The sequence below is a fragment of the Fluctibacter halophilus genome (assembly GCF_020687825.1).
In the GTDB taxonomy this organism is placed as follows: Bacteria; Pseudomonadota; Gammaproteobacteria; order Enterobacterales; family Alteromonadaceae; genus Fluctibacter; species Fluctibacter halophilus.
On the sequence record NZ_JAJEWP010000005.1, the window covers coordinates 45,141 to 70,102 of the forward strand.

A 24,962-nucleotide genomic window follows, 5' to 3' on the forward strand; every position below is an offset into this window, starting at 1 on the left:
ACATGGCCGCATTATTACGCTTTGCGTTAACCCAGCGGGTATTCGTGCTGATCGCCGCGGCAGTGCTGATGTTTGTTGGTTGGAGGGCCTGGAACGAGATACCCATCGATGCCTTTCCGGATATCTCACCGACCCAGGTTAAAATTGTCATCAAAGCGCCCGGCATGACCACCACCGAAGTGGAAGCGCAGATCACCCGTCCCATCGAGCTTGAACTGCTGGGCATTCCCCGTCAGGAAATGCTGCGCTCGACCACCAAATACGCGATCACCTCGATCACGCTGGATTTTGAACAAGGCACAGACATTTACTGGGCACGGCAGCAGGTGAATGAGCGCCTTAGCAATGTATGGGCGCAACTGCCCAGCTTTATTTCCGGCGGCGTTGCGCCAATGAGTACGCCGCTGAGTGAAATGTTCATGTTCACCGTGGACAATCCGTCGTTGACCTTGCAACAACGGAGGGATTTGCTGGACTGGACCATACGTCCTGTATTGCGTGCGGTCCCCGGTGTCGCCGAACTGAACAGTCTTGGTGGCTATGTTAAGACATTTGAGATCACGCCCGATGTCAGTACGTTGATGCAACTGGGGTTGAGCCAGGACGATCTGGTCAGCGCCATCAATGACGCCCACCAGAACGTTGGTTTGGGGCGCATGAATCGTGGTGTCGATACCCTGATCGTGCGAACCCAGGGCCGGTTTGAGACCCTCGACGATATCAAAGCGCTGGCGGTGCCAACGCCGGACGGACGTTCAATACGGTTGTCAGAGGTGGCAACCGTGAGCATCGGCAGCCTGACCCGCTACGGCGCGGTGACCAAAAACGGTGAAGAGGCCGTGCAGGGACTGGTGATTGCCCTCAAAGGCAGCAATACCGCGCAAGTGGTGGCAGACGTCAAAACCCGCCTGGCCGACCTGCAACCTTCGTTACCGGAAGGCACCACCATCAATGTGTTTTATGACCGTGCCGAGCTGATTGACACGGCGGTCGGCACCATTACTGAAGCGCTGATTGAAGCCGTTGTGTTGGTGATAGTGCTGCTGGCATTGTTCCTCGGCAATGTGCGTGCCGCACTGACGGTGTCCTTGATCCTGCCATTGGCAGCGTTAAGCACCTTTATTCTGATGCACACCTTTGATCTGACTGCCAACCTGATGAGCCTCGGCGGGCTGGTGATCGCGATTGGCATGCTGGTGGATGCGTCGGTAGTGGTGGTAGAAAACGTCGCCACCCATCAACAACGTAAAGCGCCGTTACCGTTTCTGCATGTGATTTTTCGCGCCAGTAAAGAAGTGACTGCACCGGTGGTGGCCGGAACGATCATCGTCGTGGTGGTATTTTCACCGCTATTTACCTTGTCCGGGCTGGAAGGCAAGCTGTTCGCACCCGTGGCACTGACCATCGTATTTGCCATGGTCAGCGCCCTGATCTTATCGCTGACGGTGACCCCGGTGATTGCATCGTGGCTGATGGCCGGCACTGAAGCGCCGATGCCGAAGTACATGGTGTGGTTGCAGCAGGTGTTTCTCACATCGGTGCGTCGGGTATTGGCGACGCCGGGCCCGGCCATTGCCGTGGCGCTGGTAGCGTTGGTGGCAGGGGGCTACCTGTTCGTCGTGATCGGTAAAAGCTTTATGCCGACCATGGACGAAGGCGACATTATCGTGCAATTTGAAAAATCCCCCGGCATCAACCTTGATGCATCGGTGGCAATCGATACCCAGGCCGAAAAACATCTGTTGGCCACGGTGCCGGAAGTGCTACAGGTGGTTGCCCGTACCGGCTCAGACGAGCTCGGTCTTGACCCGATGGGGCTGAATGAGACCGATGTGTTCCTGCAGTTGAAACCCCGGGATGAATGGCGCCAGGGCAGCAAAGCCGAGCTGATCGACGATATCCGCGCCGCGCTCGCGGGCTACACTGGCCTGAATCAGAATTTCACCCAACCGATCCAGATGCGGGTGTCGGAAATGCTGACCGGTACCAGTGGCGATGTGTCGATCAAAGTGTTTGGCGACGACGTGGAAACCCTGGCGGGGCTGACGTCCGACATACAACGATTGGTCACCAAGGTGCAGGGAAGCTCCGATGTGCAGGCTGCCATGATTGAAGGCGGACAATACCTGAACATCAAACCCAAGCCTGCGGTGGCAGCGCAACTGGGGGTCAGCGTACGCAGCCTGGCCGACCAGCTGATTGTGCAGTTGGAAGGACGTGAAATTGGCCAAATCAGTCAGGGCGAAACGTTTATTCCGCTCAGGCTGTCTGCCAGCGCAGTGCAAAATCAACCGCTGCGGTTGGGGTCCATTGAAGATGTTCGCCATTGGCCGGTGTTACTGCCCAACCAACGTGTGTTGCCATTATCTGATGTGGCGGATATCGCCTTGCAGGAAGGGCCGCTACTGATTGAACGTGAGCAATCCAGACGTTTCGCTGTGGTGACCAGCAATGTAACCGGCCGAGACGTTGTAGGGTTCGTGAACGAACTGCAATCGCAAATTCAGCAACAGATCACACTGCCCAACGGCTACTGGATTGACTTTGGTGGTGAGTTTGAGAATCAGCAGCGGGCGATGGGCAATCTTTTGTTGGTGGTGCCGGTAGCGCTGCTACTGATCTTTGTCATTCTGTTTACCACCTTCCGATCTGTGTGGCTATCGTTGCTGATCCTGGCCAACATTCCGTTTGCGCTGGTGGGAGGTATTGCCAGCCTGTATGTCAGTGGTGCGTACCTGTCGGTGCCGGCATCGGTGGGCTTTATCGCGCTATTGGGTGTTGCGGTGTTAAACGGTGTGGTGATGGTCAGCTTCCTGGAGCAGTTGCGACTGCGCATCGCTGATCTGACCGAGCGGGTTGAGCAAGGCGCGGTGCGGCGACTGCGCCCGGTTCTGATGACCGCTACTACGGCGATGTTTGGTTTGTTTCCGCTGGCCTTTGCTACCGGGCCAGGGGCTGAGATCCAACAACCCCTGGCCATCGTGGTGATCGGCGGTTTGGTGACCTCTACATTGACCACCTTATATTTGCTGCCCGTGTTTTATCGACTACTGGAGAAGCGCCGTGGATAAACCTGCATTGCTGGTACTGACCGTACCGCTGGACATGAAAGATGACATTGTCGATGTCTTATTGGCCGATCAAACCCTGTCCGGGTTTACCCTGCGGGACGTTGAGGGCCACAGCAGGGAGCATCAGCATTACGACCTGATTGAGCAGGTTCAGGGCCATCAGCATATGGTCCAGGTGGATATCCTGGTCGACATTGATGAGCTGCCCCCGCTGATGGAACGCTTGCGGGGCATTCAGAAAGCCCAGTCTCTGCGTTACTGGGTGCTCCCTGTGTTGGAGCAGGGGAGGTTGTAACTCGCCCCTTTGGGCCATCGCCGCAGGTTCACTTTGTGGTGTAGGGAGGTGTAAACACGTCCATGATGAACTTCACCCAGCTCACACTTCCTGTGTTCGCGTTCACTTCTCACCAAGTGATGTTAAGTCACTTGGTGTCGGCTGTGCCGACCGGCGCTCACCCTTCGGGCCGCGCTAAAGCGCGTTCCAGATTGCCCCGGGCAATCTGGTCGAAGAAGGTTCTCATCCACGGTGTACAACAGACACAAAAAAACCAGCACGAGGCTGGTTTTCTTGTATCTGGCGCACCCGATAGGATTCGAACCTATGACCTTTGCCTCCGGAGGGCAACGCTCTATCCAGCTGAGCTACGGGTGCTAAATATGGCCGCCGATTCTAATGAAAATGGCTGAGAATGCCAGTATTTCTTTGGCTAACATGCAACAAAATCCGACGCGCTATTGTAAATAGGCAGATTTTTAACCAAAAAGTGTGCGGTTAATCGCAAGTGTATACTAACTAACTTAAAGTTTGAAGTTGACGGTTTTTACGAGATAAGTCCTTTTATATATTGGCTCAAGACTGCAGTGATTGCTTACTATTTAGTCGTCAAATGCCTGGCAGTAAAACTCGATATTGGTCAATGTATCCTCAAACGGCTCATTACAGCGCGCCGCTGTGGACATGCCGCGGATAAGACACATCAATGCCTGGGTGATTTCATGGGCAGCATCGGGTGCCAATTGTGCAAAGTGACCCTCAAGTAAATCTGCTAATTCCTTGTTTTTGCTTAATATAATCTCTTTTAGTGGCTCTTCGTGACAGGCATTGTGTGCATCGAGTAAGAAGCTTCCTGGTGGCTCCTGTGGATTGAAAAACTGCGCGGCACAAAATTCCAGACTACGACGGAACATCAACGGCAAGCTGTCGGCGCCGTCCAGGGCAATGTCGAGGTTGAGGCAGAACTCATCATGGTAGTGTTGCAGTGCTTGAGTGAACAATGATGACTTGCTACCGAAGGTGGCATACAGACTACTGGGTGTCGCATTCACTGCCTCACACAACTGCGCCACTGACACGCCGTTGTAGCCAAATTGGTGGAACAAGGTTCGGGCGATAGACAAGCCCCGCTGTACGTCCAATCGTCGTGGTCTACCCCGTTTTTGGTTACTTATTGTAGTGTTCATTCCAATAATTCGGCTTGATTCGTTGCGGGAAATATTAAAGTAGTGAACACTACAAAAGCCTAATTATCAAGCCTTTTAAGGCTGTTGGAAGTCAGATGACTCGATGGTTGCAAAAATATGAGTAACAGGAACGTATTCAGTAGCAAAAATGTAGTGATTGCTACAAAAAGATAGGTTGCCAACGGCACGCTAGTGTTTCAGCGTGCGTTGGCTGACGCTTTTGAAGCATTGGGCTGCGCCGGTAATGTCGTGTTTTGCCTCTTTGATTTGACCGAGCAGGAACCAATCCTTGGGTGAATCTGACAGTTTTACTGCCCGGCTGATGGCCTTGTCCGCCAGATTGATGTCGCCGGTTTGCAGCGCCAATTGGCCCAACACACTGAACAGGGTGCTGTTGGTGTCGTCGGATTTTATCCAACCTTCCAGTGTTTTCATTGCCAGGGTCGGGTTAGGGTGGCGGAAGGCTCGCATCACCTCTAATAGGGCTGCTGTAGGACGCTCAGGGGCATGCTCCAGTAGGGTCTTTTCCGCGTCGGCGTGTTTGCCCTGTTCCATTAGCTGTTTGGCAAACGCCAGGCGTTGGCTGTGGTCCCGCCGGGTGGAGCGGGGTAAACGCTGCCAGGTTTCCTGCAATTCCCTCGCGCCTTTCTTACTGGCAATTTCGGCATAAATAGACTCCGAGGCTCGCTGCTGCCACTTGCCGTGATTGTCACCCAACGCTTTTTTCCATTTGGGTAGGTTGGCCTGCAACGTCTGCCATTGGCCAGCCATGGCCAACGCTTCGGCATGCAGATTGACTGTCGGGGGTTGGGCGGCCTCTTTATCTGCCAGCGTGCCCAATAGGGTTAATGCGGCATCAGCGTCACGATGATCCAGACGCTCCCTGACCAGGTTCAGCGTTGCTGCTAAGCGTGCGGCGGGGATCTCGGTGGCCATTTGCCACAGGGTAATGGCCTTTTCCGGTTCGCCGGTGCGCATACACACCTCGCCTTGGGCGATCAGGTTGATCCCATCAAATTCATCGCCGTCCTCTAACTTTTCCAGCGACTTGCGGCTTGCTTCATAGTTGCCAGCCGCCAGAGCCAGCAGGCCGTCTCTGAAGGCGCGGCGGCGCTTACGCGCGCTCCAGTTGAATAACCAGTCTTTTGAGCCGCCAAACGTTCTGAACCCGACCCGCGCGACCAATAGCAATAGCCAGGTTGCCAGTCCCACAATCAGCAACAACAGCAGCACGCCAAAGATGCGCAGTTGCACCGTGCCGTGCTCCATGACAATCAATACATAGCCGTCATAGTTAACCGCCAGAGGACCGAGCAGTAGTCCGGCAATGATCAGCCCCAAAAACGCCAGCAGATAAGTCACTTTTCTCATAAAGGCGCGACCTCGGCGTTGTTATAAGCTTGCTGCAAGCGGTGACTCAGCACATCCTTAAGCGGCTGGGCAGCGCTCAGTTGCTCAGGATAGGTGCGTTCGATATCCGTTTCAGCCAACTGTTGTACAGCGCTCATAAACTGGCTGACCTGCGTCGACTGGATATCGTAATGCTCCACCAACACCGCCAGGGCCCGTTGCAACGCTTGTTGATACAAGGTGCTTTGCTCTGCCAACGCGGCAGATTTTGCCTGCGCCAGTGCCAGGGTCAGTTGTTCCTGTACCAGCCACTGCTGCTGTTGGTTCAGCAGTGGGCGCATGGGTAAAGTGCGCGGTTGATAGTTGACCAACTCGTTTTTGAAAAAGGACCACAACTTGCCCAGGTTGGCCTGCCAGTCAGAGACATCGTCGCTGGCAGTGCTGTCCATACTGGCAATTTCCGGAATTTCCGGCATCGCGATCTCAAGATGCGCAACCTGCGGTTGCAGTGCGCTCAATGCCAGGGCCACTGACGTTAAAGACACCGGATTGATATTTTTCAGGGTCTGTATGTCATCTGCGAGGCGCTGACGAATGGGCAACAGGCTGGGATCCGCCAGGTCGGCAAGGCGTGCATCGGCCGATTGCAGCATCAAGATGGCGGTGCTGATATCGTGCTCCAACCACATCTTACGTCCCGCCATGCGCACCAGATAGTCCGCTTCCGCCAGCAACCAGTCTGAAGGGCGACGACCGGACACTTCAGCCAGGCTTTGCTGATTGGATTTTGCCTGTGCCTCAATGGCTTGAATCTGGGTGTGTAAATCATTCAATTGTCCGCGCAGCGATGCCTGGGTGGCCAGTGCATCGGCCAGTTGACGGGATTCTTCGGTTCGTGCTGCTTCAACCGCGCTTTGCAATGCCTGCCAGGCTTGTTGCTGATGTTGTTGTTGCAACTGGGTTTGTTGCCACAGCCACCAACCTCCGCCTGCGGTGCCAAGGGCGATCAGCAACGACACAACAACAACCAGCCACAGCAATGCGCGGCTGCGCTGTCCTGAAGGAGGAATGTCGGCTTGCGCTGGTTCTGATAACGGCTCGTTGACAACGTCTACGGGCGCATCGATGGCGGGTTTGGTGGTTTCGTCAACCATGTTTTACTCCATTTTATTGCGGATGCACGCGACCAGGGCTGCATCACTGGCGCCGTTACACACTCTGACATCTGTGACGCCACGGCGTTCAAGGTGCCCGGCCAGACGTTCACTGACCACTGCCCATGGGATGGATTGTAGGACAGATGCCGGTGTATGGTGAAATGCCGCGTCGATCAGGGCGCCACTGGTAGCCACAATACACTGTATTTCTGACCACTGCCACGGCTGGGTTTGGTAGGGCTTGGCCATCACGTGACGTTGATAAACGGCCAACTCTTCAACCTTGTTGCCACGTTGCTGCAATCCTGTTGCCAGCGCATCTCTGCCGCCAACGCCTTTGAGGATAAACCAGTGTTGACATTCCAATGCCAGGCTGTCAATCAGCGCCAGCATACCTTCGCTGGTTTCAACCTCGGGGGTGTGGGCCTGAATGCCCAGGTTGTCCAGCACCGCGGCGGTGCTTTTGCCTATCGCGAACACAGTCGCCAAAGTGGCGGCGAGAAAAGACGCGCTGGCGTGTGCGGCAACGGTACTGGTTACGATGATGCCGTGTTGGTCATCAACCTTGGCCAACTGATGGCGGGCATGGCGGATGCCCCCGTCGTCAGGCAACGTCTCGATCAGGCCCCAGCCGAGTGCCGCGATACCCTGTTGCTGAAAAAAGGCTACGCTGGCGTCGACTTTGTGGCGTGGACGCAACACCAATACGGTCACTGCTGATTGGCCTCGTACACGTCTTTCAGAATGCGGTCTGCACCTTGTGATAACAGGTCATCGGCCACGGCGATACCTAACGCTTCTGCACCTTCAGGTTTACCCCGCACACTCGCCTTGAGCAAGGTTGTGCCGTCGGGTGACCCCACCCGGCCACGCAGGTAGAGTTGATCGCCTTTGAGCTCGGCATAGCTGCCGATGGGAACCTGACAGCCCCCCTGCAGGCGGGCATTCATCGCCCGTTCCGCTTTAACCCGGATTGCTGTTGCATTGTCGTTCAGGGCCTGCAGACGCTCGATAAGATCATGGTCATCGTTGCGGCATTCAATCCCGACCGCGCCCTGACCCACCGCCGGCAGGCACAACTCCGGTGGCAGGGTATGGCGGATGCGGTGCTCGAATTCGAGCCGGATCAATCCCGCGGCTGCCAGAATGATGGCGTCGTACTGATCCTCATCCAGCTTGGCCAGACGGGTGTTCACATTGCCGCGCAAATCGACGATGGTCAGATCCGGTCGCAGCGCCCTTAGCTGGCACTGGCGGCGTAAACTGGAGGTCCCGACTCTGGCCCCCTCGGGCAAATCCTGCAGATAGCTGTAGCGGTTGGAAACGAACGCATCAAAGGGATTTTCCCGTTCGCAGATGGCATGCAAACCGAATCCTTGTGGAAACTCTACCGGCACGTCTTTCATGGAATGGACCGCAATGTCGGCACGTCCTTCCTGCATGGCCACTTCGAGTTCTTTGATAAAAAGCCCCTTACCGCCCACTTTCGCCAGTGGGGTGTCTAGGATCTTGTCCCCTCGGGTGCTCATCGGCAGCAAACTGACAGTGAGGTCCGGGTGCGCTTGCTCCAGTTGATGTTTGACGTATTCTGCTTGCCACATGGCCAACGCGCTCTTGCGCGTTGCGATGCGGATTTCAGTTTTGCTCATAATATTCCCCGCCTGATTGAAGCGGCATTTTACCCCAATGCCGCTGGAAAAATCATGTGTTAGCAGGGATTTAAGTCATCATTGGTCACTGGACAGAGTGAAGGTATGTTGGGTGATCTGTAAATCGTCCTGCCACACCTGAATTTGCCACTCGCCTTGCCAGTCGGACATGATGCGCTTGCTGGAGTAGGTGCGCCAATGGTTACTGCGAATGGGCAAGGCCACCGATGCCATTTCCTGGCCTTTATACAGCCAGCGGTGGATCAGGGTTTTGCCAGCCATGTTGTCGACGGCGGTGAAAAAATACAAGGTTGTGATCCCTTCGGCGGGGATCACTGCGGTGCTGCCCAGATCATCTACCGGCTCGCGCTGGGCAATCCCCGTGGTGAGCTGAAAACGGGCAACCTGCGCGTTGACTGCTGTGCACAGCAACAAACCGACTAAAATAACCAAGCGTGTGAACATGGACCGATCCTCATGGCTGGGCAAGACTTACAAAGCCTAGCCCAGTTGGGTGAGGATGCAACGTATTGAGAGTAGTGCCGCCTGAAACGCTGAGACTCGATATTCTCGATATCGGTCTAGTCACACAGCCGCTGCTGCAACCAGGCTGAAATGGCCTGGATTTCTTCCAGACAGACATTGTGTTGCATGGGGTATTCCTGCCACTGGGCAGAATAGCCATTCTCTGATAGTACCTGATAGGCTGCCTTGCCCATGAACACCGGCACTACATCGTCAAACTGGCCATGACAACACAACACCGGGGTTTCACGGTTTGCAGGGTGGGCTTCATTGGCCAGCGATTCCGGAGCGCACATGTACGTAGACAGTGCCATGATCCCAGCCAGCGGTACAGATAATCGAGTCCCAAGGTGCAACGCAATCACGCCACCCTGAGAGAAACCGGCCAGCACAATCCGCTTGGGATCAATGCCGCGGTCGATTTCCGCCTGGATCAATTGTTCAACCAGGTAAGCTGACTCTTCTACGCCCTGACGATCCGCACGGTGGTTAAAGTCCATGCTGACAATGTCGTACCATGCGCGCATGGCCATGCCGTTGTTGATTGTCACCGGGCGCACCGGCGCGTGAGGGAAGATAAAGCGGATGCGGTGATCGGACGGTAACTTCAGTTCGGGCACGATGGGCGCAAATCCATTGCCCGAATCACCCAAGCCATGCAACCAAATCACCACTGCATCGTAATCCCCGTCGGGCAGTACATCCACATAGGGGAGTGAAGAATCTGACATGTGTTCATCCATTGTTTGACAATCTTCTGACAACGTATGTTTTACCGACTCCGGTCCAAGCCTGCAACGTTTTCCGTTCAGGCCGGGCTGAAGCTGACCGGCTGTTCAGCCTGGCGACTGGCCGCTTCGCTGATGAATTGCCAGAACTCCGCACCGGTACGTTCATCGATCCACTGCTCGCCGTCGAGATTGAAATGGTGGCCGTTGAATTTGGTGGCCACCCAGATCTGGTGCAGGGGCGCCTGTTTATTAAGGATGATTTTGCTGCCGTTTTCGAAGATCAGGGTAAGGATGCCGCCGGCGGACTCGTAATCGATATCTGCCGGACAATCGTCTAACGACTCTTCCAACGCCATGAAGATATCATCGACCCGTTGATGGTATTCGCTATCGTGCATAACTCGTCATTTATTGGCTGGGTAATTGGAACAGATATGCTAACATTGCAGCCCATTACGCACATCCTTTTTTGTTTTGAAAACCTTATGGCCCAAGCGTTAGGTAATTTGTTTATTTTGGCTGCCCCGTCGGGCGCCGGTAAGTCCAGCCTGATTAAAGCGTTGCTGGAAAAGCACACCCAAACCGACATGCATAACACCCAGATGCAGGTGTCTGTGTCCCACACGACCCGTGACCCACGACCCGGTGAAGTGGATGGTCAACACTACCATTTTGTCAGCAAAGACGCTTTCAGGGCGATGATCGAAGATGACGTGTTTTTCGAGTGGGCGGAAGTGTTTGGCAACTACTACGGTACCTCTAAAGTGGTGATCGAACAGACCCTGCGCCAGGGCATCGATGTGTTTCTGGACATTGACTGGCAAGGCGCCCGTCAGGTCAAAGCGCAGATCCCGGATACTGCGACCATTTTTGTCGCCCCGCCTTCGAAACAGGAGTTACGCCGGCGACTGACCGCGCGCAACCAGGACTCCCAGGATGTGATAGACCAGCGCATGGAAAAAGCCGTGGCGGAAATTTCTCACTACCACGAATTTGACTATGTGATTGTGAATGATGACTTTGACGCTGCGCTGGCGGAGCTCGACGCCATCGTCATCAGTCGCCGCTTGCGTAAGGAAAAACAGGTGGTGCGCCATCAGGCGCTGTTTGATGCTTTGCTGGGACAATGATCGCAGGATCATCAAAGATCTTTTCAAGTGGGTGATAAAAAAGTAAACTATGCGACCTTTTTTCCCACATTAACACGCTGACGGAGAACAGAATGGCTCGCGTAACAGTAGAAGACGCTGTAGATAAGGTTGGAAATCGCTTCGATTTAGTGCTGGTTGCTGCACGCCGTGCGCGTCAGTTGGCCACTGAAGGTAAAGATTCTCACGTACCAATGGGTAACGACAAGCCGACCGTGGTTGCGTTGCGTGAAATCGAAGAAGGCCATGTAACCCCTGAGTCGATTGAGCAGGAAGCCCTGCGTGATCAGCAACATCAGGAACAGGTAGAATTTGCCTCGGTTGCCAATATCCTGGCCGACCAGTAAGCATTTGCTGTAGCTACGCATCGCCTCTGTGCCGGTGCGTGGCTGCGGATTACCCTCGTTAGCCACGGTTGAGATTACCGTTGGCAACCCTTCAAAATCCCCGTATTCTTGTACCCATACAAACCCTTAATACGTTGTTGTCGTGTATCTGTTTGAAGGCCTGAAAAACAAGGTGAGTGAATATCTGCCTCCGGAAACGGTGGTGGACATTGAGCGTGCCTATGTGCTGGCCCGAGATGCGCACGAAGGGCAGATGCGTTCCAGCGGCGATCCCTATATCACTCACCCGGTGGCAGTGACCGGTATCCTGGCGGACATGCGCCTCGATCATGAAACATTGATGGCTGCGCTACTGCACGATGTGATTGAGGACACCGATTACGACAAAGACGATCTGGCCCGGGAGTTTGGTGACACGGTGGCCGAATTGGTTGAAGGGGTGTCGAAACTGGACAAGATCCAGTTCAGTAGTAAGCAGGAAGCGCAGGCGGAGAACTTCCGTAAAATGATGATGGCCATGGTGCAGGACATTCGCGTGATCCTGATCAAACTGGCCGATCGCACCCACAACATGCGCACGCTGGGATCATTGCGGCCTGACAAACGGCGCCGCATCGCCCGAGAAACCCTGGAAATTTATTCCCCCATTGCCCACCGCCTGGGTATTCATGACATCAAGAACGAGTTGGAAGACCTGGGGTTTCAGGCCATGTACCCGATGCGCTACCGGGCTCTCAAAGCGGCGGTAAAACAAGCGCGCGGAAACCGCAAGGAAATCATTGAAAACACCCGCCTGGAAGTTCAGGCGCGGTTGAGCGCCCATGCCATTGAAGCCTCTGTGGTGGGACGGGAAAAACACCTGTACTCCATCTATCGCAAAATGAAAAACAAAGAGCTGATGTTCAACGAAGTGATGGACATCTATGCCTTTCGGGTGCTGGTGGAAAACGTCGACAATTGCTATCGGGCACTGGGCGCCATGCACGGCTTGTACAAGCCGATTGAAGGGCGTTTTAAGGATTATGTCGCGATCCCGCGGACCAACGGCTACCAGTCACTACACACCTCGTTGATTGGTCCCCACGGGATCCCGGTGGAAATTCAGATCCGCACCCAGGAAATGGACCACATGGCAGACAAAGGGGTTGCGGCCCATTGGCTGTACAAGTCACCGGGCGATTCCCAGTCCGGTACAACCGCGCAGGTGCGAGCCCGCAAGTGGATGCAGTCGTTACTCGAGTTGCAGCAAAGCGCCAGTTCGTCGTTTGAATTCATTGAAAACGTGAAGACCGATCTGTTCCCGGAGGAGATCTATGTGTTTACTCCGGATGGGCGCATTATCGAACTGCCGATGGGTGCGACGCCGGTGGACTTTGCCTATGCCGTGCACTCGGATGTGGGGAATTCCTGTGTTGGTGTGCGTGTTGAACGGCGCAACTACTCCCTCAGTAAGCCGTTGGAAAACGGCCAGACTGTGGAGATCATTACCTCACCGCGGGCCAAACCGAATGCCAATTGGCTGAACTTTGTGGTCAGCGCCCGAGCGCGCTCCAATATTCGCCACTACCTGAAGAAGCAACGTTCTGAAGAGGCTATCAGCATGGGTAACCGCTTACTTCGCCATGCATTGGGCGCGGTTAAGCTGGACGAGATCCCGGAACAGGACATTGCCCGTGTGGTAGCGGAAACCAAGCACGATAACTTTGATGCCTTGTTGGCCGATATCGGTCTGGGTAATGAACTCAGTGCCATCGTGGCGCGACGTTTACTGGGCGAGTCTGCGGACGATTTGCAGGACAAGGGCCGCAATGTGGCAATCAAAGGTACCGAAGGCCTGTTGGTAACCTACTCTCGCTGCTGCCATCCCATTCCAGACGATGAAATCGTTGCTATTCTCAGCCCCGGCCGTGGCATGGTCATCCACCAGATCGGTTGTAGCAACATTCGCAAACTGAGCCGGGATGAGCCGCAACGGGTGTTACCGATGAAATGGGACGACGAGCCTCAGGGTGAGTTCAAGGCGTCGGTGCGTATCGAGCTGATCAACCATCAGGGTACACTGGCCACCCTGACCAATACGGTGGCGTCCTGTGATTCCAATATCATCGGTTTGCAGACAGAAGAAAAAGAAAGCAACATCTACTATATTGACATTGAACTGACCACGCACAACCGCGTCCATCTGGCCAATATCATGCGCAAGATCCGCAGGATGCCAGAAGTACAGAAAGTATCCCGACACAGTCAAACTCGACACAATTAAGGTAAAACAATTTATGTCAAAGTCCGTTATTCATACCGACCGGGCACCTCAAGCTATTGGCACTTACAGCCAGGCGGTCAAAACAGGCACTACCGTGTATTTGTCCGGGCAAATCCCACTGGTACCGGACACCATGGAGATGGTGTCGGATGATTTCGCCGAGCAGGCACGTCAGGTGTTTGAAAACCTCAAAGCCGTGTGTGAGGCCGCCGGTGGCTCGACCCATGATCTGGCCAAAGTGAACATCTACATGACCGATCTGGGCAACTTTGCCACCGTCAATGAAATCATGAGTCAGTACTTCAAACAGCCTTACCCCGCCCGCGCCGCGATTGGCGTTGCGGCCCTGCCCAAAGGCGCGCAGATTGAAATCGATGGCGTGATGGAACTGCCCGAGTAATCGCCAAGAGAATCTGATCATGTCGCCAGAACGTTACGCGCGCATTCGCACCATGCTGCGAATGCGTCAGACGGACCTGACCGTTTGCATGGAGCAGGTGCACAAGCCGCACAACCTGTCTGCGGTGATACGCAGTTGTGATGCGGTCGGCATTCACCGTATTCATGCGGTGTGGGAAGAGCAGGACCGCCGTGTCAGGGCCGGCACCTCAGGTGGCAGCCACCATTGGGTTGAGGTAAACAGCCACGACGATATTGGTCAGGCCATCGGTCACCTCAAAGCACAGAACATGCAGGTGCTGGTCACTAACTTGTCGGACAGTGCGGTTGATTTTCGCGACGTCGACTACACCCGCCCGACGGCGATTATCCTTGGCCAGGAAAAATACGGTGCTACGGATCAGGCCATCGCCCTGGCCGATCAGGATATCGTCATTCCCATGGTCGGCATGGTTCAGTCGCTGAATGTCTCTGTCGCAGCGGCGTTGGTGCTGTATGAAGCACAGCGCCAGCGGCAAATTGCAGGCTTGTATGATACCCAGCAATTATCCGAGGAAGAATGTCAGCGGATATTGTTCAAAGGCGGCCATCCCATCCTGCGCAAAGTCTGCGATCGCAAGGGGATCCCCTATCCGCACATTGATGAGCAGGGTCAAATCGAAGCGGATGAACAGTGGTGGCAACGGGTGCAAATGAGCCCGGAGGCACTGGCCAGTCTTGAGGACGAAGACTGAAAGTTTTTTTCTGCATCGCGGTCTAATGGTGTTTTCCAGCCTGTTTGAGGAAAACCCTATGCACCGCATTTTGTTGTTCATTGCCCTGTGCCTGTCATTATCACTCGCTGACGCAAGGGAGCGCCCGCCGTTTGCCCAGACAGCGGACGAGGTCTCTCCACTGCTGATAGGTCAGCAAGTGCCCACTATCACGCTATATAACCCCGACGGGGCTCCGGTGAGTTTGCGGGCATTGTTACTGGAACAGCCGGCAGTGGTGGTGTTTTATCGTGGTGGGTGGTGTCCCTATTGCAACCGTCAACTGGCTGACCTGAAATCCATTGAACCGCAACTGCAAGCCTTGGGCTATCAGATCCTGGCGATTTCACCGGAAACCCCGGCTCGTCTTCGTGAGCAAAAGATGGCTACAACGTTCGCCGCGCAACTGTACTCTGATCAGCGACTCAATGCCCTGCGTGGCTTCGGTATCGGTTTTTATCTCGACCCTCAAACCACACAGCGCTACGAACAGGAATACCAGATCCCCCTGACCTATGATCCTGACGGGAAGCGTCCGGTATTGCCTGCACCGGCGGTGTACATCGTCGATCAGCAAGGAAGGGTGTTGTTCAATTACGTGAACCCCAATTTCAAGGTTCGCCTGTCGGCTGAGCTACTGCTGGAAGCCGCTCGGTTATCGGACGGTAAACCGATACCAATGCCTCAGTGAGACAATGGGTAAAACGGGCTGGGGCATTGGTTGGCAAATGGTGTAACATGCTGATTATCATGAACTCCCGCTGGAATATTCGACGTTACCAATGGTATCGCTGGCCACCACTCCGTTAACCCAACTCAAAGGCGTCGGCAGCAAAGTCGCTGAAAAACTGCAGAAACTGGGGCTGTTGACCCTGCAGGACCTGCTGTTTCATTTGCCGTCACGTTATGAAGACCGTACTCGCCTGTACCCCATTGCCGATTTGCAGCCCTTGCTGCACGTGTCGGTGGAAGGGGAAGTGATGAGCAGCTCGGTGCAATTTGGTCGCAAGCGCATGCTGTTGGTGCGGCTCAGCGACGGCAATGGCACACTGACGCTGCGATTTTTCCACTTTTCAGCGGCGCAGAAAAACGCCCTTGAGCCCGGCGTGACAGTGCGCTGTTTTGGTGAAGTGCGAGCCGGGAAATACGGCCTGGAAATGATGCACCCTGAATACCGCATCAAACGGGAAGGCGACGACGATGCGCTGGATGATCGATTGACCCCGGTGTATCCGACCACCGACGGGGTTAAACAAATCACCTTGCGCAACCTTACCGAGCAGGCGCTGCAGCAACTGGACAAAGGTGCATTGGCGGAGTTGTTGCCCAATGGATTGTACGCCCACCAAATCAGTTTGCACGATGCCCTGTGGCTGGTGCATCGCCCCACACCCGATGTGTCGATGCCATTATTGGAAGCCGGTAAACACCCGGCCCAGCAACGCCTGATCATCGAGGAGTTGCTCGCTCACCATCTGAGTGTGCAAAAGGTTCGTCAGCAAAGTGATCAGCATGCCACCTTTGCCCTCAAACCGGATAGCACGTTGCAGCAACGTTTTCTGGCCCAACTGCCGTTTTCACCCACCGGCGCCCAACAGCGGGTTGCCCAGCAGATCGCGGATGATATGGCCGGGCACCGGCCGATGATGCGCCTGGTGCAGGGCGATGTCGGGTCGGGTAAAACCCTGGTGGCAGCGTTGGCGGCACTGACTGCCATCGGTGCCGGGTTTCAGGTCGCGTTGATGGCACCCACTGAGTTGCTGGCTGAGCAGCACGCGAATAATTTCCAGCAGTGGCTGGCGCCGTTGGGCATCCGCATCGGTTGGTTGGCCGGCAAGCTCAAAGGCAAGGCCCGGGAAACCGTGCTGGCACAGTTGCAACAGGGCGAGGTTGATCTGTTGATTGGCACCCATGCCATTTTTCAGGAACAGGTGCATTTCCATCAGTTGGCACTGGTGATTGTTGATGAGCAGCACCGCTTCGGTGTGCATCAACGCCTTGCGTTGCGTGAAAAAGGTCAGGCCCAGGGGCGTTATCCCCATCAGTTGATCATGACCGCGACGCCAATTCCCCGCACGCTGGCGATGACCGCCTATGCGGATTTGGATACGTCGATCATTGACGAGCTACCGCCAGGTCGCACCCCAATTCAAACGGTGGTGGTACCCGATACCCGCCGTGACGAAGTGATCGCTCGGGTACGTCGTGCGGCACTGGAGGATGGCCGTCAGACCTATTGGGTGTGTACATTGATTGAGGAGTCGGACGTGCTGCAGTGTCAGGCCGCCGAAGACACCGCCATTGCGTTGCGCACCGCGTTGCCGGAGCTCAAAGTCGGTCTGGTGCATGGCCGTATGAAAGGGCCTGAAAAACAGGCCGTTATGGACGACTTTAAAGCCGGGACCCTCGATTTACTGGTCGCCACTACCGTGATCGAAGTTGGGGTGGACGTGCCCAATGCCAGCCTGATGATCATTGAGAATCCGGAGCGTCTGGGGCTGGCTCAGTTGCATCAGTTGCGCGGACGGGTAGGGCGAGGCTCGGTAGAAAGCCATTGTGTGCTGATGTACCAAAGTCCGCTGTCCAAAACGGCCAGCCGCCGTTTAGCGGTGCTACGGGAGTCTCACGATGGTTTCTACATTGCCCAGCAGGATTTGGAAATTCGTGGCCCCGGTGAATTGCTGGGTACCAAGCAAACCGGCTTGGCGGACCTGAAGATTGCCGACCTGGTGCGTGACGCTGAGTTGATCCCACACGTGCAAACACTGGCCGAACAGTTATGGCAGGACTACCCTTCCAATGCACAGGCCATCATCAACCGGTGGCTACCTTACCGGGAGGACTATGGTCATGCCTGAGCCGATTGCGCTGCTGACATCCCCTGACGTGGATGCCGAACTTGCGGCTTACGCGACCCAATTACGTGACACCTATGGCCTGGCCGAACGCTCGGCCGCTGGGGCGACAGTGTTCTTATCTCTGACCCCGCAGGGCCTGGCGTTGCACCAGATCGATCAGCCCCGCCAGCATGGCGTGGTGGTGGACTTTGCCTCGGATGCCCTGACCTATCGCCGCCAGCACGGCGGCGGACGTAAAGAAGCCATTGTTAAAGCGGTTGGCGTGAAAGGTGACCATGTACCACGGGTATTGGATGCCACGGCTGGTCTGGGGCGAGATGCCTTTGTACTGGCCAGTGTGGGCTGTCAGGTCGACATGATTGAACGCTCACCGGTGGTTGCTGCGTTACTGGATGACGGTCTGCGAAGAGCGGCGCTGGATCCGACACTGGCGAATGATGTGGCGTCCCGCATGACCTTGTTTCATGGCAGCAGTCTGACTTTGCTCAGGGATTGGCAAGGGGTTCAACCTGCGGTAGTGTACCTTGACCCGATGTTTCCTCATCGTAAAAAAAGCGCGGCTGTGAAAAAGGAAATGCGGGTGTTTCAAGCCATGCTGGGACCGGATGAAGACGCTGATGCGTTACTGGCACCGGCGTTGGCGCTGGCACAACAACGGGTCGTGGTTAAGCGTCCCAACAGTGCCCCATGGTTGGCTTCACAACAGCCGAGCATGGCGATTGAAAGTAAAAAGCACCGCTTCGACGTGTATCTGAAGCCGGGGCATAACAATGCATCAATGTGATGGGAGAAATCTATGTTAGCTGTAGGCGCAAGCTTGCCGGAAACCACGTTCAGTCTGCTTAAAGACGGCGAAATGGTCACCCTGCATACCAATGAATTGTTCGGTGATAAGCGGGTGGTGTTATTTGCCGTGCCGGGCGCATTCACCCCCACCTGTTCCCATGCCCACTTACCCGGGTATGTGGCGTTGGCTGACAAGATCAAAGCCAAAGGCGTCGATGACATCATGTGTCTGTCGGTGAATGATGCCTTTGTGATGGACGCCTGGGGCAAGGCCAGTAATGCCGATGAAATCATGATGCTCAGCGACGGTAACGGTGCGTTTACCCAAAGCGTGGGCATGGACATGGATACCGATACATTCGGCGGTGTGCGTTCGGTGCGCTATTCCATGCTGGTGGAAGATGGCATTGTAAAAGCCATCCATGTAGAAGATCCGGGTCGCTTTGAGGTCAGTGACGCAGAGACCATGCTGAAGTCCCTGTAGACCTTCCGTGTTATTTGCAAAGGCCGCTGTAGCGGCCTTTTTTGTGTCCGCGACCGACCGGTGATGTCGGTATTCAGGCCGCACGACATCGCGTATACTGCGCGACGTTAAACGGGGAGAGAGATGTGTTCGAACAAGATGTGATTGTCATTGGCGCAGGGGCCGCCGGACTGTTCTGTGCCGCGCAGGCGGGCAAGCGGGGGCGTCGCGTGGTGGTACTCGATCACGCCAAGAAAGTCGGCCGCAAGATCCTGATGTCCGGCGGCGGGCGGTGCAATTTCACCAACATGTATGCATCGGCGGAAAACTTCCTGTCTGACAACCCCCATTTCTGCAAGTCAGCGCTGAGCCGCTATACCCAGTGGGACTTCATCGGCCTGGTTAGCGACTACGGGATCCCTTATCACGAGAAAACCCTGGGCCAGCTGTTTTGTGACGATTCGGCCAAGGATATCGTCAACCTGTTGATGGGCGAATGTGAGTCTGCCGGTGTCGCTATCCACACCCAGTGTGAAATCCTCGACGTTGATAAAACGACCAGTGGTTTTGTGTTGCAAACCTCTCGTGGTGAGTACCGCTGTGAATCACTGGTGGTGGCAACCGGCGGTCTGTCGATGCCCAAATTGGGCGCTTCACCGTTCGGCTACCGATTGGCTGAACAGTTTGGTTTGCGGGTATTGCCAACCCGGGCAGGGCTGGTGCCGTTTACCTTGCATGAGCAGGATAAGCAGGTGCTTGCCGAACTCAGTGGCATATCATTGGATGCCAGCGCCCAGTGCAACAATACCAGCTTCAACGAAAGCATCCTGTTTACCCATCGAGGCTTAAGTGGTCCGGCCGTACTGCAAATCTCGTCATACTGGCACAGCGGAGATACGGTCACCTTTGATTTATACCCCCACGGTACCATGCTGGAGGTGTTGCAGCAGGGCCAGCAGCAACACCCGGAGGCACAGCTTTCCACGCTGTTATCCCAGCACTACGCCAAACGTTGTGTGCAAACCTTATTGCCCTATCTGGGGATAGACAACAAGCCGTTGAAGCAGTATCAGGGCAAGCAACTGCAGCAGGTGGCCGATAAGCTACATGCATGGCAAATTCAGCCAAATGGTACCGAGGGCTATCGTACCGCCGAAGTGACCCTCGGTGGCGTCGACACCGAGGGCCTGTCGTCCAAAACCCTGATGGCAAAAGACGTAGAAGGTCTGTTCTTTATTGGCGAGGTGGTTGACGTCACCGGTTGGCTGGGCGGCTATAACTTCCAGTGGGCCTGGTCGAGCGGTTGGGTGGCCGGTCAGAACGCCTGAGCATTTGCCTGAGAATATGCCGGCAACAGCGGTTACCGGCATATAGGCACACTAATGCTCGATATCAATCTTACGTTGCTGGGCCTTGGCCTGAGGTGACTTGGGCATGTACACACTCAGCACGCCGTTTTTAAATGATGCCTTGATGGCATCCTGATCGACGCTGTTGGGCAGCCGGAAGCTGCGCTGAAAACTGCCGTAGCGCCGCTCCATCACATGCACACTGTCGTCTTTGCTTTCATCCTGCTCAAACTTCTTCTCACCACTGAGGCTCAATACGCCATCTGACAGATCCAGTTTAATGTCATTCTTGTCCAGACCCGGCAGTTCAGCGGTCAGGATAAAGGCCTCTTTGTTCTCGGTGATATCGACATTCGGGTCAACAAAGCCGAGCTTAGCATCCATGTCCTTGGCCCGCTGCCGTGTCAATGGAAAGTGGCTGGAAAAGCGTTGCAAAAAGTCATCAAAAAAATGGTCACCGAACAGGCGGGGAAAGGTGTCTGCTGGTTTGTCATCACGATGACGGTTGGAAATGGGGAGGTTGCTCATCACCGGTCTCCTATCAATCAATACAGTAAAAAACTCGTGGTTGCAGGTGCTGCTGGATCTGCTGACTGTCAGTATAGAAAGGGACCTGATATTCGGTATGTTGAACCTTGATCCAGCGCAACAAAGTGATTGATATTTGTTCGGTCCGGCGTGGCAAACCTTACCTGACACATCCGTAGTTGCGATTGGTTGCATTTGGACTAGCTTTTTAACCAGAGGCAGGTTGGAGTCAGCAATGAAAAAAGTGGTGCTATGGTGGTTAGCGATGTTGCCTGTCAGTGCACTGGCAAACGTCCAATGGTCAAACTACAGCCTGACTTACCTGCGCGGCGAGCATTACGCCGTTGGGGATCCGGCCCGCCAGGTTGTGACCTTCGAATACACGGCCGCAGCCGACTGGGGCGGCGTTTTCCTGTTTATTGACCGTATTCACCCGGACAGTGGGGACGCGTCAACCTACGGTGAGTTGACCCCGCGTTTTTTGATCGCAAAAGACGCCTTGCCTGTGCCTGTGTATATCGCCACGACGATAGAAAAGGGTCATGGCTTTACTCATCTGTTGTATGGTCTGGGTGTTGATGTGCCACTACCCGGTTTTCGCTATGCGCAACTGAACCTGTATCGCCGCATAAACGACGACAAAGACGACAACTGGCAACTGACGCCAGTCTGGGGTGTGCCTTTTTCCGTGGGTGAATCCCAATGGTTGTTCAGTGGGTTTGTGGATTGGGTCTCCGGCACTCGCACCAATGCCAGCGGGTATCATTTCAACGCCCAGATCGGTGTCGATGTTGGTTCGTATGTGGGATTGGATTCGACCCTGCGGGTAGGGATTGAATATGCCCACTGGAAAAACAAATTCGGCATTCAAGGGGTGACGGAAAACAATGCCAATTTAATGCTTAAGTGGTATTTCTGAGGTATAAAAAAAGCCAGCATCAGCTGGCTTTTTTAATGTCTTATTTCGGATCAGGTCTCGCTTGGCTGCGCTGCACCAGTATGACCATCCACCGTTTCGGGTTTGCGGCGAACTTTTCCGGCAACCCAACGAAAGGGTTTTTTCAAATCTTCGAGTATCAAGTACAGGCAAGGTACCAGGATCAAGGTTACCAGCGTGGCGTACATCACGGCAAAGCCCAGACCCACCGCCATCGGGATAACGAAACGGGCCTGCAGGCTGGTCTCGAACATGATCGGCAATACGCCAACAAAGGTCGTGATCGACGTCAGGGTAATCGCCCTGAAGCGTGCACAGCCCCCTTCGACCACCGCATCTTTGATACTGAAGCCTTCTTTACGTGCCCGGTTGACGTAATCGGTCATTACCAGGCTGTCGTTGATCACCACCCCGGCGGCAGCGATCAGGCCAAACAGTGACATCATGCTCATGTCGATACCGAAGAAGAAATGCCCCCAGATCGCGCCGGTAAAGCTGAACGGGATCACTGACATGATGATCAGTGGTTGCCCATAGCTCTTCAGCGGCACGGCCAGCAGGATGTAAACCATGATCATCCCGGCGATGAAGAACATCAACTGTTCATTCTGCTGAGCCTGCTGCTCTTCGATGTCACCGCCCAGTTCGGTTTTTACCGAGGGGAAGGACTCTTTCATTTGCGGCAGCAAGTTTTCATCAATGGCTTTGACCACTTCATTGGGTTCAACGGTTTCTTCGTCAATGGAGCCCCACACATACACACTGCGGTAGCCGCCTTCACGACGAATGTAGCTGATACCGGGTTTTTCAGACAGCTTGACCACGTCACCCAACATGACTTCGCGACCTTCCGGCGTCGTCACTACCGCATATTTCAACTCGGCAAACCGTTCCCGGGTCAGTTTCGGGTAGCGCACCATCACACGCACTTCCTCGCCGTCACGGATCACCCGCTGGGCTTCGCCACCGTAGAAACTGGCGCCGATCTGGCTCGCAATGGTGCTCAGGTCAAGACCCAGATCGTAGGCCACTGGCAGCAGTTCCATCTGGATTTCCTTGCTGGCCGGGTCAATGGTGGAGCTGATGTCAAACAGACCTTCCTGTTGTTGCAGCAGTTCGATGAAATACAAACCGGCTGCATTCAGGGTGTCGATGTCGGGGCCATACAGTAAATAACCAAACTCGCCGTCATCGCCACCGCCGTTAACATCATCCCGTACCACGAATGACTTCATGCCCGGGATTTCCGGGATCGCTTCTCGCCAGCGTCGCGCCAGCTCAAAGGTATCCATCGGGCGTAGTTCTTCATCGACCAGCGGCACCAGAATACGCGCTTCGGTGCGACCCTGATTGAACGCCAACAAATCCTTGATCATGGTCTGACCGGTTTCGCGCTGGATCTTTTCGTCTACCTGGTAAACGACCTGCTCGATGGTTTTCAGCGCCTCAATGGTGGTTTCGTCCGACACCGTTTCATTCATCTCGATACGGATGTCGGGGAAGTCGTGAGGCACCTTCGGGTTCGGCACGGTGCGCACGTAGTTGGCCTGGATAAGGCCGATACTGGTGAACAACATGGCAATGAAGGTCGCCAGTACCGTCCAGCGCCACTGGGTACAACGCTGGATAAAGCGTTTGTATTTGCCGTTTACGAAGCCAAAGAAGCGACGATTGAAGCGGGCGCGCCAGCTGGTTTCTTTGATCGGCGAAAATTTGGTATGGGCAAGGTGAGCCGGCAGGATCAGCTTGGACTCAATCAGGCTAAAGGCCAGACACAGGATCACGACGACTGCGATGTTGTAGAAAAACGCCCCTTCCGGGCCGCTGGAAAATAGCGAGGGCGCGAATACCGCCATGGTGGTCAGTACACCGAAGGTGGCCGGTACTGCTACCCGCAGAGCACCGCGCACGACACTGTCGACTCCGCCCCCGGAGCGTTCAATTTCGGTATAGGCACTTTCCCCGATGACAATGGCATCATCGACCACGATCCCCAATACCATGATGAAGGCAAACAATGACAGAATGTTAATGCTGACACCAAACAGCGGCATCATCATTACGGCACCCAGGAAACACAACGGCAGTCCCATCATAACCCAGAAGGCCAGACGGAAGCGCAGGAACAAGGTCAGCATCAGTGCCACCAGAATGGCACCCTGGATCAGGTTCTTGAGCATCATATCGAGCCGTGCATTGAGGTAGTAGGTCATGTCGACCAATACCTTCAGCTGCAACCCATCCGGCAGGGTTTCATTGCGCTTGGCGATGTAATCTTTGACCGATTGCGCCACCGGGATCATGTTTTGTTCTTTGGTCGCTTTTACCGCCATGAAAATTGCATTCTGGCCGGAGTATTTGAAGTAGCGTTCACCTTCGACAAATTCGTCTTTGATGTCAGCCACATCCCGCAACAGCACCTTCGCGCCATTGTTGCCGACCTTGACCGGGATATTGCGGAACTCTTCGCCTTTGTAGTACTGGTTTTCAACCCGCACCGAAATGATCCCGGCGTCGGTGCGCAACTGACCGGCCGAGAAGTTGGCCGAGTAGCGACGGATAGCCGCGGCAACATCGTTCAGTGTCAGGTTATACTTGCGCAACACGTCCGGGCGGATTTCAATCGCGATTTCATCCTCGGGGGTGTCCAGTTCAACCAGAGATACGTTGCCCAGGTGAAGCATTTCATCCTCGACCTGTTTGGCATAGGGTTTCAGCTCGGTGAGCGGCAGGTCGCCGACCAGTGCCATTTCGATGACATCCTGTCTGAATTCAATCTGGGCAATGGTCACCGGCTCCATGTCGGCCGGGAAGGTGGCTATACTGTCCACCCTCAATTTGACCGTATCCAGCACCTCGGACAAATCCTCGTCAGGCTCGATTTCCAGGGTAATGCGACCGCTGTTGCGGTACGCCCGTGACCAGCTTTTCTTGATTTCGGAAACGTCTTTCAGGGCTTCTTCAATCTTGATCAGGATACTTTCTTCAATTTCCTGCGGGGATGCGCCGCGGTAATTGGAATAGATGTTGATGTAATTGATCTCGATGTTCGGAAACATCTGGCGCTGAATGGTGAAATAGCCGACGATACCCATGATGATGATGAACAGCATCATCAGGTTGGCGGCCACCGAATTATTGGCAAAGTAGGCGATCAGGCCGGAGGGCTTTTCGTCATGGTTTGTCAT

23 protein-coding genes and 1 tRNA gene are annotated in these 24,962 nt (G+C 54.8%); 13 read left to right on the forward strand and 11 right to left on the reverse strand.

Annotated features, from left to right (window positions below):
* Positions 1 to 2 precede the first annotated feature (2 nt).
* Together LJ739_RS14835 and LJ739_RS14840 are read left to right on the forward strand one after the other, a co-directional pair.
* Positions 3 to 3,071 carry an efflux RND transporter permease subunit gene (locus LJ739_RS14835; RefSeq protein ID WP_229161776.1) on the forward strand — a complete coding sequence of 1,023 codons (3,069 nt, stop codon included), beginning with the start codon at positions 3 to 5 and terminating at the stop codon, positions 3,069 to 3,071.
* Positions 3,064 to 3,366: a DUF3240 family protein gene (locus tag LJ739_RS14840; protein WP_229161779.1), complete on the forward strand. Its 303-nt coding sequence runs from the start codon at positions 3,064 to 3,066 to the stop codon at positions 3,364 to 3,366. The genes LJ739_RS14835 and LJ739_RS14840 overlap by 8 nt, the downstream gene beginning before the upstream one ends.
* Positions 3,367 to 3,646: 280 nt before the next feature.
* Here the strand turns inward: LJ739_RS14840 and LJ739_RS14845 are convergent.
* The 9 genes from LJ739_RS14845 to cyaY all read right to left on the reverse strand — a co-directional run bounded on the left by LJ739_RS14845 (position 3,647) and on the right by cyaY (position 10,342).
* Positions 3,647 to 3,723, reverse strand: a tRNA-Arg gene (locus LJ739_RS14845).
* A gap of 224 nt (positions 3,724 to 3,947) precedes the next feature.
* A complete protein-coding gene (locus LJ739_RS14850; protein WP_229161781.1) occupies positions 3,948 to 4,532 on the reverse strand; it encodes a TetR/AcrR family transcriptional regulator in 585 nt (194 codons plus the stop codon).
* Between the two features lie 189 nt (positions 4,533 to 4,721).
* Positions 4,722 to 5,903 (reverse strand): heme biosynthesis protein HemY, encoded by a 1,182-nt coding sequence (locus LJ739_RS14855; protein ID WP_229161783.1) that lies wholly within the window; start codon positions 5,901 to 5,903, stop codon positions 4,722 to 4,724.
* Complete coding sequence (locus LJ739_RS14860) at positions 5,900 to 7,036, reverse strand: uroporphyrinogen-III C-methyltransferase (RefSeq protein ID WP_229161784.1); 1,137 nt, start codon at positions 7,034 to 7,036, stop codon at positions 5,900 to 5,902. Before LJ739_RS14860 ends, LJ739_RS14855 begins: the two co-directional genes overlap by 4 nt.
* A gap of 3 nt (positions 7,037 to 7,039) precedes the next feature.
* Positions 7,040 to 7,753, reverse strand: a complete 714-nt coding sequence (locus LJ739_RS14865) for a uroporphyrinogen-III synthase (RefSeq protein ID WP_229161785.1) — start codon at positions 7,751 to 7,753, stop codon at positions 7,040 to 7,042.
* Positions 7,750 to 8,688 (reverse strand): hydroxymethylbilane synthase, encoded by a 939-nt coding sequence (hemC, locus tag LJ739_RS14870; protein WP_229161786.1) that lies wholly within the window; start codon positions 8,686 to 8,688, stop codon positions 7,750 to 7,752. The genes LJ739_RS14865 and hemC overlap by 4 nt, the downstream gene beginning before the upstream one ends.
* A gap of 78 nt (positions 8,689 to 8,766) precedes the next feature.
* A complete protein-coding gene (locus tag LJ739_RS14875) occupies positions 8,767 to 9,153 on the reverse strand; it encodes a DUF2914 domain-containing protein (protein WP_229161787.1) in 387 nt (128 codons plus the stop codon).
* Between the two features lie 116 nt (positions 9,154 to 9,269).
* On the reverse strand, positions 9,270 to 9,944 hold the full coding sequence (locus LJ739_RS14880) for an alpha/beta hydrolase (protein WP_229161788.1): 675 nt from the start codon (positions 9,942 to 9,944) through the stop codon (positions 9,270 to 9,272).
* 77 nt (positions 9,945 to 10,021) lie between these two features.
* The gene (gene cyaY, locus LJ739_RS14885) at positions 10,022 to 10,342 is read right to left on the reverse strand and encodes an iron donor protein CyaY (RefSeq protein WP_229161789.1); all 321 of its coding nucleotides are present in this window, start codon (positions 10,340 to 10,342) and stop codon (positions 10,022 to 10,024) included.
* Positions 10,343 to 10,429: 87 nt separating this feature from the next.
* Between cyaY and gmk the strand changes: the two genes are divergently transcribed.
* The 10 genes from gmk (at position 10,430) to LJ739_RS14935 (ending at position 20,288) form a co-directional block, all read left to right on the forward strand.
* The gene (gmk, locus tag LJ739_RS14890) at positions 10,430 to 11,074 is read left to right on the forward strand and encodes a guanylate kinase (RefSeq protein ID WP_229161791.1); all 645 of its coding nucleotides are present in this window, start codon (positions 10,430 to 10,432) and stop codon (positions 11,072 to 11,074) included.
* Between the two features lie 92 nt (positions 11,075 to 11,166).
* A complete protein-coding gene (rpoZ, locus tag LJ739_RS14895; protein WP_229161793.1) occupies positions 11,167 to 11,439 on the forward strand; it encodes a DNA-directed RNA polymerase subunit omega in 273 nt (90 codons plus the stop codon).
* 142 nt (positions 11,440 to 11,581) lie between these two features.
* Positions 11,582 to 13,702, forward strand: coding sequence for a bifunctional GTP diphosphokinase/guanosine-3',5'-bis pyrophosphate 3'-pyrophosphohydrolase (spoT, locus tag LJ739_RS14900; protein ID WP_229161795.1), 2,121 nt, complete (start codon positions 11,582 to 11,584; stop codon positions 13,700 to 13,702).
* A gap of 13 nt (positions 13,703 to 13,715) precedes the next feature.
* Positions 13,716 to 14,102: a RidA family protein gene (locus tag LJ739_RS14905; RefSeq protein ID WP_229161797.1), complete on the forward strand. Its 387-nt coding sequence runs from the start codon at positions 13,716 to 13,718 to the stop codon at positions 14,100 to 14,102.
* A gap of 19 nt (positions 14,103 to 14,121) precedes the next feature.
* Positions 14,122 to 14,835, forward strand: a complete 714-nt coding sequence (gene trmH, locus LJ739_RS14910) for a tRNA (guanosine(18)-2'-O)-methyltransferase TrmH (RefSeq protein WP_229161799.1) — start codon at positions 14,122 to 14,124, stop codon at positions 14,833 to 14,835.
* Between the two features lie 58 nt (positions 14,836 to 14,893).
* The gene (locus tag LJ739_RS14915; protein WP_229161801.1) at positions 14,894 to 15,544 is read left to right on the forward strand and encodes a peroxiredoxin-like family protein; all 651 of its coding nucleotides are present in this window, start codon (positions 14,894 to 14,896) and stop codon (positions 15,542 to 15,544) included.
* 91 nt (positions 15,545 to 15,635) lie between these two features.
* Positions 15,636 to 17,711, forward strand: coding sequence for an ATP-dependent DNA helicase RecG (gene recG, locus LJ739_RS14920; RefSeq protein WP_229161802.1), 2,076 nt, complete (start codon positions 15,636 to 15,638; stop codon positions 17,709 to 17,711).
* On the forward strand, positions 17,704 to 18,495 hold the full coding sequence (locus LJ739_RS14925) for a class I SAM-dependent methyltransferase (protein ID WP_229161804.1): 792 nt from the start codon (positions 17,704 to 17,706) through the stop codon (positions 18,493 to 18,495). Before recG ends, LJ739_RS14925 begins: the two co-directional genes overlap by 8 nt.
* A 12-nt stretch (positions 18,496 to 18,507) precedes the next feature.
* On the forward strand, positions 18,508 to 18,981 hold the full coding sequence (locus tag LJ739_RS14930; protein ID WP_229161806.1) for a peroxiredoxin: 474 nt from the start codon (positions 18,508 to 18,510) through the stop codon (positions 18,979 to 18,981).
* A 125-nt stretch (positions 18,982 to 19,106) separates the two neighbouring features.
* The gene (locus LJ739_RS14935; protein WP_229161807.1) at positions 19,107 to 20,288 is read left to right on the forward strand and encodes a BaiN/RdsA family NAD(P)/FAD-dependent oxidoreductase; all 1,182 of its coding nucleotides are present in this window, start codon (positions 19,107 to 19,109) and stop codon (positions 20,286 to 20,288) included.
* A 51-nt stretch (positions 20,289 to 20,339) separates the two neighbouring features.
* On the opposite strand, the gene LJ739_RS14940 is transcribed toward LJ739_RS14935, so the two are convergent.
* Positions 20,340 to 20,837 (reverse strand): Hsp20/alpha crystallin family protein, encoded by a 498-nt coding sequence (locus tag LJ739_RS14940; protein ID WP_229161809.1) that lies wholly within the window; start codon positions 20,835 to 20,837, stop codon positions 20,340 to 20,342.
* Positions 20,838 to 21,072: 235 nt separating this feature from the next.
* On the opposite strand from LJ739_RS14940, the gene LJ739_RS14945 reads away from it, so the two are divergent.
* Positions 21,073 to 21,756, forward strand: a complete 684-nt coding sequence (locus tag LJ739_RS14945; protein ID WP_229161810.1) for a DUF5020 family protein — start codon at positions 21,073 to 21,075, stop codon at positions 21,754 to 21,756.
* 50 nt (positions 21,757 to 21,806) lie between these two features.
* On the opposite strand, the gene LJ739_RS14950 is transcribed toward LJ739_RS14945, so the two are convergent.
* Positions 21,807 to 24,962 carry an efflux RND transporter permease subunit gene (locus LJ739_RS14950; RefSeq protein WP_229161811.1) on the reverse strand — a complete coding sequence of 1,052 codons (3,156 nt, stop codon included), beginning with the start codon at positions 24,960 to 24,962 and terminating at the stop codon, positions 21,807 to 21,809.

What these genes read in the sequence shown, in the direction of transcription:
- LJ739_RS14835 (WP_229161776.1), top strand. Translation starts at nt 3, where the DNA reads ATGGCCGCATTATTACGCTTTGCGTTAACCCAGCGGGTATTCGTGCTG.
- LJ739_RS14850 (WP_229161781.1), bottom strand. Translation starts at nt 4,532, where the DNA reads ATGAACACTACAATAAGTAACCAAAAACGGGGTAGACCACGACGATTG.
- LJ739_RS14855 (WP_229161783.1), bottom strand. Translation starts at nt 5,903, where the DNA reads ATGAGAAAAGTGACTTATCTGCTGGCGTTTTTGGGGCTGATCATTGCC.
- LJ739_RS14860 (WP_229161784.1), bottom strand. Translation starts at nt 7,036, where the DNA reads ATGGTTGACGAAACCACCAAACCCGCCATCGATGCGCCCGTAGACGTT.
- hemC (WP_229161786.1), bottom strand. Translation starts at nt 8,688, where the DNA reads ATGAGCAAAACTGAAATCCGCATCGCAACGCGCAAGAGCGCGTTGGCC.
- LJ739_RS14875 (WP_229161787.1), bottom strand. Translation starts at nt 9,153, where the DNA reads ATGTTCACACGCTTGGTTATTTTAGTCGGTTTGTTGCTGTGCACAGCA.
- LJ739_RS14880 (WP_229161788.1), bottom strand. Translation starts at nt 9,944, where the DNA reads ATGTCAGATTCTTCACTCCCCTATGTGGATGTACTGCCCGACGGGGAT.
- cyaY (WP_229161789.1), bottom strand. Translation starts at nt 10,342, where the DNA reads ATGCACGATAGCGAATACCATCAACGGGTCGATGATATCTTCATGGCG.
- gmk (WP_229161791.1), top strand. Translation starts at nt 10,430, where the DNA reads ATGGCCCAAGCGTTAGGTAATTTGTTTATTTTGGCTGCCCCGTCGGGC.
- rpoZ (WP_229161793.1), top strand. Translation starts at nt 11,167, where the DNA reads ATGGCTCGCGTAACAGTAGAAGACGCTGTAGATAAGGTTGGAAATCGC.
- LJ739_RS14905 (WP_229161797.1), top strand. Translation starts at nt 13,716, where the DNA reads ATGTCAAAGTCCGTTATTCATACCGACCGGGCACCTCAAGCTATTGGC.
- trmH (WP_229161799.1), top strand. Translation starts at nt 14,122, where the DNA reads ATGTCGCCAGAACGTTACGCGCGCATTCGCACCATGCTGCGAATGCGT.
- LJ739_RS14915 (WP_229161801.1), top strand. Translation starts at nt 14,894, where the DNA reads ATGCACCGCATTTTGTTGTTCATTGCCCTGTGCCTGTCATTATCACTC.
- recG (WP_229161802.1), top strand. Translation starts at nt 15,636, where the DNA reads ATGGTATCGCTGGCCACCACTCCGTTAACCCAACTCAAAGGCGTCGGC.
- LJ739_RS14925 (WP_229161804.1), top strand. Translation starts at nt 17,704, where the DNA reads ATGCCTGAGCCGATTGCGCTGCTGACATCCCCTGACGTGGATGCCGAA.
- LJ739_RS14930 (WP_229161806.1), top strand. Translation starts at nt 18,508, where the DNA reads ATGTTAGCTGTAGGCGCAAGCTTGCCGGAAACCACGTTCAGTCTGCTT.
- LJ739_RS14940 (WP_229161809.1), bottom strand. Translation starts at nt 20,837, where the DNA reads ATGAGCAACCTCCCCATTTCCAACCGTCATCGTGATGACAAACCAGCA.
- LJ739_RS14945 (WP_229161810.1), top strand. Translation starts at nt 21,073, where the DNA reads ATGAAAAAAGTGGTGCTATGGTGGTTAGCGATGTTGCCTGTCAGTGCA.
- LJ739_RS14950 (WP_229161811.1), bottom strand. Translation starts at nt 24,962, where the DNA reads ATGACAAACCATGACGAAAAGCCCTCCGGCCTGATCGCCTACTTTGCC.